At 72.3% G+C, this 16,263-nt stretch carries 12 protein-coding genes; 9 read left to right on the forward strand and 3 right to left on the reverse strand.

Annotated elements, in window-relative coordinates; all coding sequences use genetic code 11:
• Positions 1–31 precede the first annotated feature (31 nt).
• Positions 32–1,399, reverse strand: a complete 1,368-nt coding sequence (locus ABEA93_RS12655) for an NAD(P)/FAD-dependent oxidoreductase (protein WP_345675558.1) — start codon at positions 1,397–1,399, stop codon at positions 32–34.
• A 598-nt stretch (positions 1,400–1,997) separates the two neighbouring features.
• Here ABEA93_RS12655 and ABEA93_RS12660 point away from each other — a divergent pair.
• From ABEA93_RS12660 to ABEA93_RS12690, 7 genes are all read left to right on the forward strand, one after another.
• Positions 1,998–3,461 (forward strand): xanthine dehydrogenase small subunit, encoded by a 1,464-nt coding sequence (locus ABEA93_RS12660; protein WP_345675771.1) that lies wholly within the window; start codon positions 1,998–2,000, stop codon positions 3,459–3,461.
• A gap of 73 nt (positions 3,462–3,534) precedes the next feature.
• The gene (xdhB, locus tag ABEA93_RS12665; protein WP_345675559.1) at positions 3,535–5,982 is read left to right on the forward strand and encodes a xanthine dehydrogenase molybdopterin binding subunit; all 2,448 of its coding nucleotides are present in this window, start codon (positions 3,535–3,537) and stop codon (positions 5,980–5,982) included.
• Positions 5,975–6,793 carry a xanthine dehydrogenase accessory protein XdhC gene (xdhC, locus tag ABEA93_RS12670; protein ID WP_345675560.1) on the forward strand — a complete coding sequence of 273 codons (819 nt, stop codon included), beginning with the start codon at positions 5,975–5,977 and terminating at the stop codon, positions 6,791–6,793. Before xdhB ends, xdhC begins: the two co-directional genes overlap by 8 nt.
• A 139-nt stretch (positions 6,794–6,932) precedes the next feature.
• The gene (locus tag ABEA93_RS12675; RefSeq protein WP_345675561.1) at positions 6,933–8,834 is read left to right on the forward strand and encodes a PucR family transcriptional regulator; all 1,902 of its coding nucleotides are present in this window, start codon (positions 6,933–6,935) and stop codon (positions 8,832–8,834) included.
• A 239-nt stretch (positions 8,835–9,073) separates the two neighbouring features.
• Positions 9,074–10,564 carry a type III PLP-dependent enzyme domain-containing protein gene (locus ABEA93_RS12680; protein WP_425584934.1) on the forward strand — a complete coding sequence of 497 codons (1,491 nt, stop codon included), beginning with the start codon at positions 9,074–9,076 and terminating at the stop codon, positions 10,562–10,564.
• Positions 10,552–11,427: a M55 family metallopeptidase gene (locus ABEA93_RS12685; RefSeq protein WP_345675562.1), complete on the forward strand. Its 876-nt coding sequence runs from the start codon at positions 10,552–10,554 to the stop codon at positions 11,425–11,427. The genes ABEA93_RS12680 and ABEA93_RS12685 overlap by 13 nt, the downstream gene beginning before the upstream one ends.
• A gap of 397 nt (positions 11,428–11,824) precedes the next feature.
• Entirely contained in the window at positions 11,825–13,285 is a 1,461-nt protein-coding gene (locus ABEA93_RS12690) for an amino acid permease (RefSeq protein ID WP_345675563.1), read from the forward strand.
• Positions 13,286–13,387: 102 nt separating this feature from the next.
• Here ABEA93_RS12690 and ABEA93_RS12695 read toward each other — a convergent pair whose 3' ends face one another.
• Together ABEA93_RS12695 and ABEA93_RS12700 are read right to left on the reverse strand one after the other, a co-directional pair.
• Entirely contained in the window at positions 13,388–13,564 is a 177-nt protein-coding gene (locus ABEA93_RS12695) for a hypothetical protein (RefSeq protein WP_345675564.1), read from the reverse strand.
• Positions 13,565–13,619: 55 nt separating this feature from the next.
• Positions 13,620–14,090, reverse strand: a complete 471-nt coding sequence (locus tag ABEA93_RS12700; protein ID WP_345675565.1) for a DUF4267 domain-containing protein — start codon at positions 14,088–14,090, stop codon at positions 13,620–13,622.
• A 310-nt stretch (positions 14,091–14,400) separates the two neighbouring features.
• Here ABEA93_RS12700 and ABEA93_RS12705 point away from each other — a divergent pair, with 310 nt between their 5' ends.
• On the forward strand, positions 14,401–14,979 hold the full coding sequence (locus ABEA93_RS12705; protein ID WP_345675566.1) for an SMI1/KNR4 family protein: 579 nt from the start codon (positions 14,401–14,403) through the stop codon (positions 14,977–14,979).
• A 90-nt stretch (positions 14,980–15,069) separates the two neighbouring features.
• Positions 15,070–15,819, forward strand: coding sequence for a hypothetical protein (locus ABEA93_RS12710; RefSeq protein WP_345675567.1), 750 nt, complete (start codon positions 15,070–15,072; stop codon positions 15,817–15,819).
• Positions 15,820–16,263 lie beyond the last annotated feature (444 nt).

The raw sequence follows: 16,263 nt of genomic DNA on the forward strand, positions 1-16,263 counted from the left end.
CGTGCGGGTGCTGCGCGGTGGCGGCTCCTGATCACCCGCCCGGTGCCGAGGCCGGTCCCCGGGATTCGCCGCTCCGGGAGCCGGCGGTCGGGGCGTACGGGTCGCGTCGCCGGTCGATTCCCGTGGTGAGGAACGCCCGTTCGCGGCGGACGTCGCGGCTGAACGCCAAAGCCCAGGTCAGAACCGCGCCCACCCGGTTGCGGTACCCGGTGAGGAACGCGATGTGGATGAACAACCAGGTCAACCAGCCCGGCAGCCCGGCGAAGCGCAGGGGACCCACGCTGACCACGGCTTTGCCGCGGGAGATGTACGCGGCCGAGCCCAGATCGCGGTAGCGGAAGGGCTTGGCTGTCGCGTTCCCGCCGTCGAGTCTCCTGATGCGGTGCGCGGCGTAGAGCCCGGTCTGCATGGCGACTTCCGCGACACCGGGCAGCTTGTCCAGGCTCATCAGGTCGCCGATGACCGTGATCTCGGGATGCCCGGGAACGGTGAGGTCGGGTCCCACGCGTATACGCCCGGCCCGGTCGCACGGGGCACCGGTGGCTTTCGCCAACGACTGGGCGAGGGCGGGGGCTTGCACCCCGGCGGTCCACAGGACCGTTCCCGCGCGGTGCCGGGTCTCGATACCGTCCTGGTCCCGCGCGATCAGTCCCTCGGCGTCGACATGGGTGACGAGCGTGTGCATGTGCAGCTCGACGCCCAGCTTCTCCAGGGTGTGTGCGGCCTTGGCGGCCAGTTTGGGCCCGAAGGCCGCCAACGGGGCATCGCCGCCGTCGAACAGCAGCACGCGGGCATCGGCGGGATCGATCGCCCGGAACTCGGACGTGAGGGTGTGCGTGGCCAGTTCGCGCAGTTGGCCGGCGAGTTCGACACCGGTCGGCCCCGCGCCCACCAGGGCAAAGGTGAGCAGGCGTCGGCGCTCGTCCGGGTCCCGCTCGGTCTCGGCCTGCTCGAACGCCCCGTAGACGCGGCGCCGGATGGCGAGGGCGTCCGCCAGGCTCTTCATGCCGGGGGCGAACGGAGCGAACTCGTCGTGCCCGAAATAGGATTGGTGCACGCCCGCGGCAACGATCAGGTGGTCGTAAGGCAGATCGACACGTTCCCCGCCGGGTCGCCGAGCGGACACAATGCGGCGCTCGACATCGAAGTCGAAGACCTCCGCCAGGATCACCTCGGTGTTGCGGTGATGCTTGAAAAGAGCCCGCAGCGGCACCGCGATCTGCCCTTCGGACAGGATCCCGGTGGCGCACTGGTAGAGCAACGGCTGGAACAGGTGATGGCCGGCGCGGTCGACGACCGTGACGTCCACGGGGCTGCGGCGCAGCGCGCGGGCGGCGAACAGCCCTCCGAAGCCGCCTCCGATAATCACGACCTTGGGCCGTGGGGACATGGCGTCCATATCGGCTTTCCCATCGTGTGTTGCACAGGCACGCAATCGCCGTGAGACCCCGCATGCCCGTCAACCGGCATCCGCTTCGAGCCTACGGCTGTCATCTCGGGTCGGCGACCGTGGAAGCCGCCGGAGCGCGCGGCCGGCACACCGGATGCCTGCCGCATACCTGCCGGAGGCCGATCCGGCCGTCTTCGTAGATCTCCCCAGCAACGGCGCCCGCACAGCCCGCGGAATCGGAGGATGCTACGCACGTGGTGTCGGCCTCTTGACCAGGGGACTGCCGGACAATTAATTTTCGACAACAGCCGACCCATGGCGACCGAAGGAGGCGACCGGCAGATGGACACCGTCTCCGATCTGGGCCGCCTCGCCCGCAGCACGGTCTGGGTCTCGGGCCGCATAGCCCACGGTTGCTGAGCACGCCGCTCTGACGTGCCCGCCTGCGGCACATTCCGGGATTGCCTGCCGTCACCCTCCTGGCACGCCGTTGCCGCGTGCCGTTGCCACGCCCGCCCATGTGCCGCGGCGCGTCCGAACGCAGAAGGCTGCCTGAATTGGCGAACATGATGAATCGACCGATCGCTTGCCGAATCGCGGGCTCCTCGTGGTAGCGGCGCGGATCACGGTCAACGGGAAAGAAGCACCGATCGCACCGGCCGCGCCGCACACCACGGTGCTCGACTACCTGCGCGAACGCGGTCTCACCGGTACCAAGGAGGGCTGCGCCGAGGGTGAATGCGGAGCCTGTTCGGTCCTGGTGGCGCGTCCGGGCGTGCACAAGCCCACCGACTGGGTCGCGGTCAACGCCTGTCTGGTCCCGGTCGCGGCGCTCGACGGCCAGGAGATCGTCACCTCCGAAGGCCTCGCGACCGCCGGTCGACCCGGGACGCCGCCCCTCCTGCACCCGGTGCAGGAGGGGATGGCGGTCCGTGGCGGCTCCCAATGCGGTTACTGCACACCGGGGTTCGTCTGCAGCATGGCCGCCGAGTATTACCGCCCGGGACGCTGCGCTCGCGCGGACGCCTCCGTCGGCCACACGGCCGAGCACGGCCCCAACGGGTTCGACCTGCACGCGCTGAGCGGAAACCTGTGCCGCTGCACCGGCTACCGCCCGATCCGCGACGCCGCGTTCGCCGTCGGCATGCCCGTCGAGGACGACCCGCTGGCGCGGCGCCGCGAACAGGCACCGCCCCGGCCGGTCGCCACCGAGTACACCCAGGGCGGCAGCACCTTCGTGCGGAAGGAAACTCTGTCCGAGACACTTGAGTTGCTGCGCGAGCTCCCGGACGCGGTGCTGGTCGCCGGTTCGACCGACTGGGGGGTGGAGGTGAACATCCGCTCCCGCCGGGCCGATTGCGTGATCGCCCTCGACCGGCTCGCCGAACTGCGGGAACTGCGCGTCGAGTCCCACTGCCTGGAGATCGGGGCGGCGCTGACCCTCACCGAGATCGAACGCCGCCTCGACGGCCGCGTGCCCCTGCTGGCCGAGCTGTTCCCGCAGTTCGCGTCCCGGCTTATCCGCAACAGCGCGACCCTCGGCGGCAACCTGGGTACCGGTTCGCCGATCGGCGACAGCCCGCCGGTGCTGCTCGCCCTGGAGGCGTCGGTGGTGCTCGTCGACGCCGACGGCGAGCGCGAAGTCCCCCTGGCGGACTACTTCACCGGCTACCGGCAGAGCGTGCGCCGCCCCGGCGAGCTGATCCGCGCGGTGCGGATCCCGCTGCCGCTCGCGCGGGTAACCGCCTTCCACAAGATCGCCAAGCGGCGCTTCGACGACATCTCCAGCGTGGCCGTCGCCTTCGCGCTCGATCTCGAGGACGGGATCGTCCGCAAGGCACGCATCGGCCTGGGCGGCGTGGCCGCCACCCCGATCCGCGCCTTCGCCGCCGAAGCGGCCCTGGAGGGCCGGGCCTGGTCGGCGGAGACCGTCGAGGCCGCGGCCCGGCTGCTGCGGGCCGAGGGCACGCCGATGAGCGACCACCGCGCCAGTGCCGGCTACCGCTCCGCGATGCTCGGCCAGAGCCTGCTCAAGCTGTACGCGCAGACCACCGAGGCGGTGTCGTCATGAGCGAGCGAAGCGAGCGAATCAACAAGAGGATGCGCTGGGCGAATGCGGCCGCCGAGCGTAGCGAGGTGGCGGCATGAGCCATCTGTCCGAGCGTCCCGACAAACCCGCCGTCGGGGTGTCGATGCCGCACGAGAGCGCCGTCCTGCACGTCACCGGCGCCGCGCTCTACACCGACGACCTGGTGCACCGCACCAAGGACGTGCTGCATGCCTACCCCGTCCAGGTCATGAAGGCCCACGGCCGGATCACGGGCCTGCGCACCGAGCCCGCGCTCGCCGTGCCCGGGGTGGTCCGGGTGCTGACCGGTGCCGATGTGCCCGGCGTCAACGACGCCGGCATGAAGCACGACGAGCCGCTGTTCCCCGACGAGGTCATGTTCCACGGCCACGCGGTCGCCTGGGTGCTCGGCGAGACCCTGGAAGCGGCCCGGCTCGGCGCCGCGGCCGTCGAGGTCGAGCTGGACGAACTGCCTTCCGTCGTCACGCTGCGCGAGGCGATCGAGGCCGAGAGCTTCCACGGCGCCCGGCCCCTGATGACGACCGGCGACGTCGACGCCGGATTCGCGGACTCCGCGCACGTGTTCACGGGCGAGTTCCAGTTCTCCGACCAGGAGCACTTCTACCTGGAGACGCACGCCGCGCTGGCCCTCGTCGACGAGGCCGAGCAGGTGTTCGTCCAAAGCAGCACCCAACACCCCTCGGAGACACAGGAGATCGTCGCTCACGTCCTCGGTCTGTACAGCCACGAGGTGACCGTGCAGTGCCTGCGGATGGGCGGCGGTTTCGGCGGCAAGGAGATGCAGCCGCACGGCTTCGCGGCCGTCGCCGCGCTCGGCGCCAAGCTGACCGGCCGGCCGGTCCGGGTGCGGCTCAGCCGGACCCAGGACCTGACCATGTCCGGCAAGCGCCACGGCTTCCACGCCGCATGGAAGATCGGCTTCGACGCCGACGGCCGCATCCAGGCCCTCGACGCCACCCTGACCGCGGACGGCGGCTGGAGCCTCGACCTGTCGGAGCCGGTGGTGGCCCGCGCGCTGTGCCACATCGACAACACCTACTGGATCCCGAACGCGCGCGTCGCCGGCCGCATCGCCAAGACCAACAAGGTCTCCAACACCGCCTTCCGCGGCTTCGGCGGCCCCCAGGGCATGCTGGTGATCGAGGACATCCTGGGCCGGTGCGCGCCGCTGCTCGGCCTGGACCCGGCGGAACTGCGCAAGCGCAACTTCTACCGGCCGGGCCTGGGGCAGACGACGCCGTACGGGCAGACCGTCGCCCAGGCGGGACGCATCGCCGCGGTCTGGCAGCAGGTCGAGGACAACGGCACCATCGCCGACCGCACGCGCGCGATCGCCGCCTTCAACGCGGCGCACCCGCACACCAAGCGGGCGCTGGCGATCACCGGCGTCAAGTTCGGCATCTCGTTCAACCTCACCGCCTTCAACCAGGCCGGGGCGCTGGTGCTGATCTACAAGGACGGCTCCGTCCTGATCAACCACGGCGGCACCGAAATGGGCCAAGGCCTGCACACCAAGATGCTGCAGGTCGCCGCGACCACGCTCGGTATCCCGCTGCACAAGGTGCGGCTGGCCCCGACACGGACCGACAAGGTCCCCAACACCTCGGCCACCGCCGCAAGTTCGGGAGCCGACCTGAACGGGGCGGCGGTGAAGAACGCCTGCGAGCAGCTGCGCGCGCGACTGCTGCAGGTGGCGGCGAGCCGGCTGGGCACCAACGCCGCGGATGTGCGCATCACCGAGGGCGTCGCCCGCGCCCTGGGCAGCGAGACGGAGCTCGCTTGGGACGACCTCGTGCGCACCGCCTACTTCCAGCGCGTCCAGCTCTCCGCATCCGGGTTCTACCGCACCGAAGGCCTGCACTGGGACGCGAAGACGTTCCGGGGCTCGCCGTTCAAGTACTTCGCCTACGGCGCCGCCGCGGCCGAGGTGGAGGTGGACGGCTTCACCGGCGCGTACCGCATCCGGCGGGTCGACATCGTGCACGATGTCGGCGACAGCCTGTCGCCGATGATCGACATCGGCCAGGTCGAGGGCGGCTTCGTGCAGGGCGCGGGCTGGCTGACACTTGAGGATCTGCGCTGGGACACCGGGGACGGGCCGCGCCGCGGTCGGCTGCTGACCCAGGCCGCGAGCACGTACAAGCTGCCGAGCTTCTCGGAGATGCCCGAGGAGTTCAACGTCACGCTGATGGAGAACGCCACCGAAGAGGGCGCGGTCTACGGGTCCAAGGCGGTGGGCGAGCCTCCGCTGATGCTGGCGTTCTGCGTGCGCGAGGCGCTGCGCCAGGCGGCCGCCGCGTTCGGGCCGGGCGGGGCGAGCGTCGAGCTGGCCGCGCCCGCGACGCCGGAGGCGGTGTTTTGGGCGGTCCAGGCGGCCCGCCGGGCCGGGGTGCCCGACAAGGACGCGGCCGGCAACGACGCGGCCGGCAACGGCCACGCGGTGCGTGGGAACGCCCGCAACGGCCGGGTCGGCGCCGACGCGGAAGCGCTGAGCGGTGCCTGACAGCACGTGGGTCGCGGCGGTCGCGGGGCTGCGGGAACGCCGGGAGCCCGGCGTGCTCGTGACCGTCGCGTCCGTCCGCGGCCACGCCCCGCGCGACGCCGGGGCGAAACTCGTCGTGGGGCGGGCCGGCACGTGGGGCTCGATCGGCGGCGGCAACATCGAGGCCGTCGCGATCGACCGGGCCCGGGAGATGATCGCCGCGTCCGTGTCCGAGCCGGAGCTGAGGGATTTCGCCCTGAACGACAAAGCGGTCGACCGGCACGGTGTCCAGTGCTGCGGCGGCACGGTCGTGGTGCTGCTCGAACCGCTGCCCGTGACCCAGGCGGTGGCGATCTTCGGGGTCGGGCACGTCGGCCTGGAGTTGGCGCGCATCCTGGCACGGCACCACCTCGACCTGCATCTGATCGACAGCCGGGCCGACATGCTCACCGACGAGCGGCTCGACGTGCTGGCGGACGCGGTGGCGGCGCTGCACGTCCATCACACGCCGCTGCTGCCCGAGGAAGTGCTGGCGCACCTGCCGCGCGGCACCCACGTCCTGATCATGACCCACGACCACGCCGAGGACGCGGCTCTGTGCGACGCGGCCCTGCGCACGACCCATCTCGGATCCATCGGGCTGATCGGGTCGTCGGCCAAGTGGGCGCGGTTCCGCAAACGCCTGTCCACGGAAGGGGGGCACGACGACGTCGTCATCGACCGGATCAAGACCCCGATCGGGCTGCCCGACATCGCCGGCAAGGAGCCCGCGACCATTGCCGTGAGCGTGGCGGCCGATCTGCTGCGCGTGTTCGGGACCGCGGGGGACTGACCGTCCGACCGGGGCGGCAGTCCGGCGAGCCGAAGCCCGCGCCGTCGGTTCCGGGCGGTCGGGCGGCGGCCGCCGTCGGGGCGGGGTCGCCGTCCGCCTGCCGCCGTGAGACGTGCCGCGGATGTCCGATCATGGAGTGATGCGCCCCCGTCAGCCATCGCCCGAGCCGTCCGCCGGGACGCCCCGCCGGCCCGACTCTCCGGAGCCGGCCGAGCACGCCGCGCCGCCGACGCCCGTTCCGAGCCCGGAACCGGGAGGCCCGCGGCACGCCACAGGACCCGGCGAGCCGGGCCCTCCCACGCTCGGCCGCGTCCTCGACCTCGTCGGCGGCGGTGTGCTCGACGTGGTGCGCGCCCCGCACGGCCTCGGCACGCCGGTGCGCGGCGTGGCGCTGTACGACGCGGGGGAGCCGACCTGGGAGGCCGCCCCCGACGCCGCGTCCGCGGCCCTGCCCGCGCGCGGTCTGCTGCTGCTCGCGGTCGGCGTGGACGTCGCCGAGGCCGCCGCCCCGGACGTCCTGCTGGCCGCCGACCGGGCCGGCGCCGCCGCCGTCGTCATGCGCCGCGGCGCCCTGCCCCCGACCCGCGCCCTGACCGAGACCGCACGCGGCGTGGGAACGGCCCTGCTCACCCGCGGCCCCGGCACCGACTGGACCGAACTCCTCGCGCTGCTGCGCGCCGGTGTCTCCTACGCCGACCAGGTCGGCCGCGACGACCCCGAGACGGCGGAGGCCCCCGGTGCCCGGCAGGGACTGGAGCACGTCCGGCTCGGCGACCTGCCCGCGCTCGCCAACGTCCTTGCCGACCTCGTCGGCGGCGCGATCACCATCGAGGACACCCGCTCACGGGTGCTCGCCTACTCGCGCACCGACAGCGGCGCGGACCCGCTGCGGCAGCTGACCATCCTCGGCCAGCGCGTGCCCGAATGGCGGGTCGCCCAATTGCGCGAGAGCGGGTTCTTCCGCGAACTGTGGACGTCGTACGACGTAGTCCACCGGCCCGCCGACGGCGAATTCGCGGAGCGCCTCGCGGTCGCCGTCCGGGTCGGCGACGACGTCCTCGGCTCCCTGTGGGCCGCCGCGGCGGACGGACGGCCGCTCGCCGAGGGCGCCCGCGCCGCACTGCGGGCCGCCGCCCGCGCCGCCGTACCGCACCTCATCCAGCACCGCGCCCACACCCGCCTCAGCGCCCGCCGCCACGAGGAGGCCCTTCTCGGTGTGCTCACCGGCCGGACCGCAACCGCGGACCGCGACCCGGCCCTCGGCCTGGACGACGCGCGGCACTACGCCGTGCTGGCCGTCGCCGCCCCGCCCGGCACCGAGGCCGCCGCCGACGGCACGGCCTGGCACCGGCTGCTCGACGTCCTCGCCCTGCAAGCCGCGGCACTGCGCACGTCCGCCGACGCGGGCCCGGCCCTGTCGGCGCAGACCGGCGGCCGCATGTACCTGGTCGTGCCCGCGGATCCGGAGCGGCCGCGCGCCGTCGCCGCGATCGCCCGCGAACTCGCGGCCACCGCACGGACGGTGCCCCCGGGAGCCGTCCACGTCGCGGTCGGCCGTGCGGAAACCGGGGCGGCCGGGCTCGCGGCGTCGCGAGCGTCCGCCGACCTGGTGCTGCGCGTCCTCGCGGAACGGTCGGATCCCGCCGCGAGCGCCGTCGCCGGCCAGGACGACGTCGCGGTGGAAGCCGCCCTGCTGCAGGTCCTCGACCGGGTCGAACCCGTGTGGCGGGAGACCGCCGACGGACCGGTGCACCGCATGCTCGCGCACGATGCCGAACACGGCACCGCATTCGGCACCACCCTGTCCGCGTACCTGGCGGCCTTCGGCGACGTCGGCACAGCCGCCGCCGCGCTGACCGTGCACCCCAACACCCTGCGCTACCGGCTGCGCCGCATCCGCGACCTGTTCGGCCTCGACCTGTCCGACCCGGCGGCCCGGCTGCTCGCCGACATCGGGCTGCGCCTCGCGGCCCGCGACGCCGCCGGGGGCGGCCCTGGGGGCCTTGGAAACAGCCCCGGGAACCGCGACCGGCCCACATGACCGTCGATTGTCGGATCGGCCAACGGGCTCCAGCCTACTTGGTGCAATCGGATGAAGACGCACCGGCAGCGCCGAGCCCATTCTTCTCGAGTACGCGGCAGTGGGGACGGTCCAGAGCCCCCGCCGCAGACCCGCCACCGGTCCCGCCCGCACGCGGGCCGCGCACCCGGCACCGTGCCCAGCGCACGGCCGCGCGCCGCCCCCGCCGAAGGACCGCCGACAGAGCCGAGGTGTTCTCTGTGATTTCCGGCCACTCCGCGACGCCGCATCCCGCCGCCCCCGGCGGCCCCGGCGCCGGGCGCCGCGCGGTGCTCGACCGGGCGGTGCGCGGCGCGGTCCGCGCCGGGCTGCTGGACGCGCCCGCCCCGGTGGTCGGACTGCTCGACGTCGACGGCATCCGCGGCACGGTCGCCGGGCTGCACGCCGCCTTCGACACACCCGCCCCCGTCTTGCACACGTTCGCCGCGAAGGCGTGCGGCCTCGTCCCGGTGCTGCGCCTCCTCGCCGACGCCGGCATGGGCTGCGAGGTCGCCAGCCCCGGCGAACTCGAGCAGGCCCTCGCGGCCGGCTTCACCCCGGACCGGCTGGTGTTCGACAGCCCGGCCAAGACCACCGGCGAACTGCGCCTCGCCCTCGACCGCGGCATCGCCGTCAACCTCGACAACTGGCAGGAACTGGAGCGCGTCGACGCCCTCCTCGCCGCCCGCCCCGACGACCGGCGCACCCCCGCCGGACCCGTCGGCCTACGGGTCAACCCCCAGGTCGGCGCCGGATCGATCGGTGCGATGAGCACCGCCACCGACACCTCGAAGTTCGGGATCGCCCTGCGCGACCCGGGCGCCGAAGACGCCGTGGTCGAGGCGTTCGCGGCGCGCCCGTGGCTGACCCGCCTGCACGCGCACGTCGGCTCCCAGGGCTGCCCGCTGCCCCTCATCGCCGCGGGGATACGCGCCGCCTACGACTTGGCCGAGCGGATCAACGCCGCGGCCGGGCGGCGGCAGATCGACAGCCTCGACATCGGCGGAGGCCTGCCGGTCAACTTCGCGGGCGACGAGATGTCCCCCACGTACGGCGACTACGTCGCGCGGCTGCGCGAGGACGTGCCGGGCCTGTTCGACGGCCGCTACGCCCTCGTCACCGAATTCGGGCGCTCGCTGCTGGCCAAGCACGGCCTGATCCTCACCCGCGTCGAATACACCAAGTCCGCGGGCGGTCGGCCCATCGCCATCACCCACGCCGGCGCGCAGGTGGCGTCGCGCACCGTGTTCATGCCCGCGTCCTGGCCGCTGCGCGTCGGCGTGTTCGACGCGGACGGCGCCCCGAAGTCCGGACCCGCGGTGGTGCAGGACGTCGCCGGACCGTGCTGCTTCGCCGGCGACCTGACCGCGCAGGCCCGTGAACTGCCGCTGCTCGCCCCCGACGACGTCGTCGCCCTGTACGACACGGGCGCCTACTACTTCTCCTCGCACTTCGCCTACAACTCGCTGCCGCGCCCGGCGGTGTACGGCTTCCGTACCCGGGACGACGGCACCGACGGCGAGGTCCGCTTCGCCCTCGTGCGGGAGGCCCAGACCCTCGCCGAGATCGTGGCCGAATCCGGCGCGCAGTACGCGGATTCGCTCGTCGGCCTCGCCGCGGAAGCCGCCGCCGCGTCCACGCCCGATTCCGTCCCGGTCCGTGCCGCGGACGGTGCGGAACCGCCGAAGGAGGTCCCGGCATGCGCGTCCTGATCTCGGCCGACATGGAAGGCGCGACGGGCACCGTGCTGCCCGCCGACGTCACCTCCGGCACACCCCGCTACGAGCGCTTCCGCCGGATGCTGACCGGCGACGTCAACGCCGCCGTGGCCGGCTTCACCGCCGCGGGCGCCGACGAGGTACTGGTCAACGACGCGCACTGCGGGATGGACAACGTCCTCCTCGAAGACCTCGACCCGCGGGCGAATCTGATCGTCGGCCGGCACAAGCCGCTCGGCATGATGCAGGGCATCGAACTGGGCGTGGACGCCGTCGCGTTCGTCGGCTACCACACCGGCGCGGGGGAGCAGGGCGTTCTCGCGCACACCTACCTCTCGCACAGCATTCTGGCCGTGCGCGTCGACGGAGTCCCCACCGACGAAGGCCGGTTCAACGCACTCGTCGCTGCGGAAGCGGGCGTGCCCGTCGTGCTCGTCACCGGCGACGACCTGACCTGCGCGGCGTCGGCCGACTGGGCACCCGGGGCGCGGACCGTCGCGGTCAAGACCGCGCTCAGCCGCCACGCCGCGATCTGCCGCCCGCCCGCGGCGACCGCCGCCGACATCCGCGCCGTGGCCGAGGCGGCGTTGTCCGAGCTTCCCCTGGGTCACGCCGGGTTGCCGGAAGAGGCAGCGGGTCGGGGTGCGACGTCGGGTCCCGTCGGCTCGGGGCCGCGGACCGTCGCGGTCGACGTGGACAGCCCCTACCTGGCCGACCGCGCCTCGGCGATGCCCGGCGTGCGGCTCGACGGGCCGCGGACGGTGTCGTTCGACGCCCCCGACGCGCGCAGCGCACTGCGTCACTTCCGCGCGCTGACCTGGGTGATCGGCGGCGGCCGGGAGGCGGAATGGACATGAGTTCCGCCCTGGTCGTCCGCCGTTGGCGGCTGCCCGCACCCGCCTGGCCGCCGGGGACGCACCGCCGGTTCGCCGGGCCCGCGGACCCGTGCCGGCATGTGCCTTGACCCGTGCTTCGACCCCGTGCGTCGAGCCGTGCTCTGAGCCTGCGTTCTCGCGCACTCCCTGATACCCACCCCATCGCGGCCTCCCCGGGACCGGCCGTCGGGTCCCACTCGGCCTTGCCGCCCGCGCCGCCCGACGGCGTCGCACCGGCCGGCCGTCCCGGGATCCTCCGCCCGCTCAGGCGGGGCGACACGCCTCCGAGTCGTTGCGTGCCGCGTCCCCCGCGTCCCCCGCGGTCTCCGTCTCCGCCTACGGCCCGGTCCCGAGGCCCCGCATCACGCCAGGAGTTCCCATGAGCCACTCGCCGACGAGCCCCCCGACGCCCCGCAGCGGCGGGCAGGCGGACACCCCGCAACTGAGCCGGTCGCTGCGCAACCGGCACATGTCGATGATCGCGATCGGCGGCGCCATCGGCGCAGGGCTGTTCGTCGGCAGCGGCTCGGTGATCAAGACCGCCGGACCGGCCGCGATCGTGTCGTACTGCCTGGCCGGCGCGCTCGTGCTGTGCACGATGCGGATGCTCGGCGAAATGGTCGTCGCGAAGCCGTCGTCGGGGTCGTTCTCCGACTACGCCCGGACGGCGATAGGCCCGTGGGCCGGCTTCACCATCGGCTGGCTGTACTGGTACTACTACGTGATCATCGTGGCCGTGGAAGCGGTCGCCGGAGCCGCGATCCTGCACGCGTGGATCGACGCGCCGCTGTGGCTGCTGGCCATGGGCCTGATGTTCGTCATGACCGCGACCAACCTGCTGTCGGTCAAGTCCTTCGGCGAGTTCGAGTTCTGGTTCTCGTCCATCAAGGTCGCCGCGATCATCGCGTTCCTCGTCGTCGGCACGCTGTTCGTCGTCGGCGCATGGCCCGGCGCGTCGTTCGACTTCTCGAACCTGACCAGCCACGGCGGCTTCGCCCCCAACGGCTTCACGTCGATCTTCTCCGCCATCGTCGTGGTCATCTTCGCCTTCGGCGGCGCCGAAATCGTCACCATCGCCGCGGCCGAGAGCAAGGAGCCCGAGCGCTCGGTGGCCCGCGCGACCACCGGCATCATCTGGCGGATCATCCTGTTCTACGTCGGGTCGATCTTCCTCGTCGTCACGATCGTCCCGTGGGACGGCGCCGAGGTGCTCAAGAGCCCGTACGTCGCCGCGCTGAACACCATCGGCGTCGACGGCATCGGCACGGTCATGGACATCGTGATCCTCACCGCCGTCCTGAGCGTCCTCAACTCGTCGGTGTACGTGTCCTCCCGTATGGTCTTCGCCCTGGCCGAGCACGGCGACGCCCCCCGCTGGCTGGTCGCCACCAACCGGCGGAACGTCCCGGCGCGGGCGATCCTGGCCGGCACCGCCGTCGGCTGGATCTCCGTCCTGCTGGCCTACCTGTCGCCCGACAAGGTCTTCACCTACCTGGTCAACTCCTCCGGGGCGATCGCCATCTTCATGTACCTGCTCATCGGCGCCTCGCAGCTGCGCATGCGCCGCAAGCTCGAACGCGAGGCACCCGAGCGGCTGACGCTGAAGATGTGGCTGTACCCGTACCTGACGTGGGTCGTCATCCTGGGCTTCCTGGGCGTGCTCGTCGCGATGGCCGTCATCGACGACCAGCGGACCCAGCTGTTCACCAGCATCGGCAGCCTCGCGGTGGTCTTGGCCGCCTACGGCATCCGCCGCGCCCGCGGCACGCACCGCCCGTCGGCCGGAACGCCCTCGGCGTCGACGCCGGACACCGAGCCGGCGGCACTCACGACGCATTGATCGGCCCTTCTTCGGGACCGCGACGGCCTCGCCCCCGTGCCTGTGCACGGGGGCGAGGCCGTCGGCGTTGGCGAGGGGCACTGGGTGGTGCGGGGCGGATGTTCAGTGCGCGGGAGCGAATAGCGGGTCGCGGGTGATCCACAGGTCGAGACGCCGTCGCTCCGGAGCCGGCACCTCGGGGATGGCAGGTCCGCCCGGAGCACACTGCGGCCACGCCTCGACGAGCCACCTCCGGTCGGCCGCCGGGAGCAGACGCCACCGCGTGCGCAGTTCGCTCACGAGACGCACCGTGCGCTCCCCGCCGGCGCGTCGAGGTGCCGGGCCGGATTGGGCTTCAGTCCGTGTGGGCGACCGCGCGGAGGGCCGGTGCGGTCATCGGAACGGAGTACGTCGTCGACTCGCCGGCCGGGGGAGTTGCCGCGTTCGTGGGCTCGCGGAGGAGCAGCGCGGCGGTGAGCAGGACGGCGGCGGCGGTTGCGCCGTGGACGCCGAGTGCGGTCGCGGTCGAACCGTGGTGGGTGAGGACGACGGTCATGTCCCCCAGGGGGACGAAGGCCGTGGCAAGCATCACCCAGGCCAGTGCGCGGCGGTGTCCGGTCAGCAGGAGGGTGAAGATCACCAGTCCGGAGCCGATGTCGCGGACGCCTTTGACGGCCAGGAACCCTGTCCCCTCGTCGGTGGGCCAGGTCGGAAGGCCGAAGCCGGACGCGGTGGATTGCGGGGCGAGGAGGTAGCTGATGCCGACGTAGAAGATGAACAGGCCGCCGACGACGGAGAGGATGGTGGCGAGACGCTTCAGGGACATGTCGGGGACTCCTCGGGGGTGATGGGGTGCCGGGGTGGACGGCGGGGACGGGGCTGACGCCACTCAGCCGGCCCGGCGTACGGTCCGCATGCGGCGTGCTGTCGTGCGGGGCGCCTTTGCGGTGTTCGTGTGCGCCATGGGAAGAAGCTTCGACGGGCCTCCCTGGAGGGGACTTGGAAGCGGCTTGGAGCCGCGCCGGCAGCCGCCGGCGAGACCGCGAGTCCTGACTGTGTGGACGCGGGCACCCGCGTGGGTATGGGCGGCCGACCGGCGTCCTCGGTGGGTCTCCGTGGCCCTCTACTCTGTGCGCATGCAAGCCCTGGCCGACGCCTTCCGCCGTGCGTGGAGCCGATACGAAGACAGCGGTGCCGCAACCTCGTCGGACGATCGGGCCGCGCTGCCGCCACCCGTCACCGCGGCGGAAGCCGCCTCACTCGAACTCCGTCTCGGATTCCCCCTCCACCCCGAACTCCGGACGCTCCTCCGGCAGTACGACGGCCGCCACGACCCGCTCGGTGGGGAGGGCGGGCGCGTCCGAGCGGAGTTCCTCCCGTTCGGACTGCGTCTCATCGACGTCGCCGGCATCCGACGGCACTACGACGGGATCATCCGCGACCTGGCCGAGGAAGCGAAGGAGGACTTCCCCGCGGACCCTGCGGCTTACCCGGACACGACCGACGCCGACGACGCCGAAGCCCATATCGGCTACTGGGTGCCGTTTGCGGCCGACAACGACCGCGGCATCGCGTTCGTCGACCACCGTCCGGGGCCCACCTACGGCTACGTGTACGTCTTCGCCGAAGCATCCGGCGGCTGGCCACCCGTGGAGACGGCTCCAGGCCTGACCGACCTGTTCGAACGCCTTGCACGGCCGTCCGAACCTGCCTAGTCCTCCCGGTGCGTGGGGCGCACGCTCCGTCGCCAAGGCGTGACGAGGTACGTCGGCATGCGTGGGACCGCGGGTCTACGCTCACCGGTCGTGACCGAAACCGAGCACGCAAGGCGTCGGCAGTTCCTCGATGCGCTGGCCGGAGCGTTGATCGAGGAGGACGACATCTGGCAGATCGAGACATCGTCGGACGGGTCCGCGTTGGTGGCCCGCGCCGACGATCAAGACGGCCTGGTGGTGGCGCTCATCGAGGCGGGGTCGCTTGACGACGCGGTCACCGTCGAGGACGTCGTGCGCGTGGAGAGCCTGGCGTCCGGCGTGGGAGTGACGGCTTTCGAGGGGCGGCCCGCCGCTTTCCTGTGCTCGCGTCGCGAACCGGCCGAGGGTGCCGTTCAAGCCGCGTACCTGCGGAACATGCGGATCCTGCACGTTCGTTCCACCGGTCCGGACACCTGGGGCCGCGACGTGGCCGTCCTGTCCCATCAGGAGTTCACCCAGCCCCTTGACGCCGCCGTTCTCGACGAGCGGGAGTGGCAGGAGATCCACGACGGCAGTGACCGTGCGGTCTTCCACGACGGCGGACAGAACCCGATCGCGACCTTCGCGGGTCTGCGTGCCGAGTTGGCCTGGCACGAGGAGACAGAGGTCTCGCCCTGGGGAAGTGCCTGGGGGACTGGGAAGTTCGAGATGCCTGCCGGCACGGTCATGACCGTGCCCGGAGAACGCCCCCTACCCGTCACCGGTGTAACCCTCCGGTTCCACAAGGAGACGCGCCCGGTGTACGCAGCAAGCGAGGAAGGCGCCTTCGCCGACGTCGCGACGGGCTGGCTGTGGGGGTGACCTCCGCTGCGCTTCGGGACAACAGTTTCGGCATGTTGAGCTTCGTGTAGAGCCGGTAGCTCTGTCTGTAAAGCCCCCTGTTCGGGTGGGTGAGGTTCTGGATGGAGCGGAGGCGTCGGCGGGCGTTGCTACAGTCCCGTCCTTGTCGTGCCGGGAGGGGCGCTGTGGATGGGCGGCCGTTCCGCGTGTCGTTCACGCCCCGAGCGTCCGGAGCCGTCCACGCAGCCGCCGCGGGCGAGGCGGCGTTTCCGCGCGCCGCATTGCCGGATCGATCGCGATCGGGCGGCTCGGTTTTGATCCGACAGTGATTCCAATGCGTCATTTCACCGGACCCGGGTGCGTCAATATGTGACGCGGCATCGCTTGGGTGTTCGACGGAAATACCATGCCGTGCAAGGCTTTGGCAACGGCGCACACCAACCGGTTCGGCGCATCGTTGTCGTG

The sequence above is a fragment of the Yinghuangia aomiensis genome (assembly GCF_039542225.1).
Lineage (GTDB): Bacteria > Actinomycetota > Actinomycetes > Streptomycetales > Streptomycetaceae > Yinghuangia > Yinghuangia aomiensis.

What these genes read in the sequence shown, in the direction of transcription:
- xdhB (WP_345675559.1), top strand. Translation starts at nt 3,535, where the DNA reads ATGAGCCATCTGTCCGAGCGTCCCGACAAACCCGCCGTCGGGGTGTCG.
- ABEA93_RS12685 (WP_345675562.1), top strand. Translation starts at nt 10,552, where the DNA reads ATGCGCGTCCTGATCTCGGCCGACATGGAAGGCGCGACGGGCACCGTG.
- ABEA93_RS12705 (WP_345675566.1), top strand. Translation starts at nt 14,401, where the DNA reads ATGCAAGCCCTGGCCGACGCCTTCCGCCGTGCGTGGAGCCGATACGAA.
- ABEA93_RS12700 (WP_345675565.1), bottom strand. Translation starts at nt 14,090, where the DNA reads ATGTCCCTGAAGCGTCTCGCCACCATCCTCTCCGTCGTCGGCGGCCTG.
- ABEA93_RS12690 (WP_345675563.1), top strand. Translation starts at nt 11,825, where the DNA reads ATGAGCCACTCGCCGACGAGCCCCCCGACGCCCCGCAGCGGCGGGCAG.
- ABEA93_RS12675 (WP_345675561.1), top strand. Translation starts at nt 6,933, where the DNA reads ATGCGCCCCCGTCAGCCATCGCCCGAGCCGTCCGCCGGGACGCCCCGC.
- ABEA93_RS12655 (WP_345675558.1), bottom strand. Translation starts at nt 1,399, where the DNA reads ATGGACGCCATGTCCCCACGGCCCAAGGTCGTGATTATCGGAGGCGGC.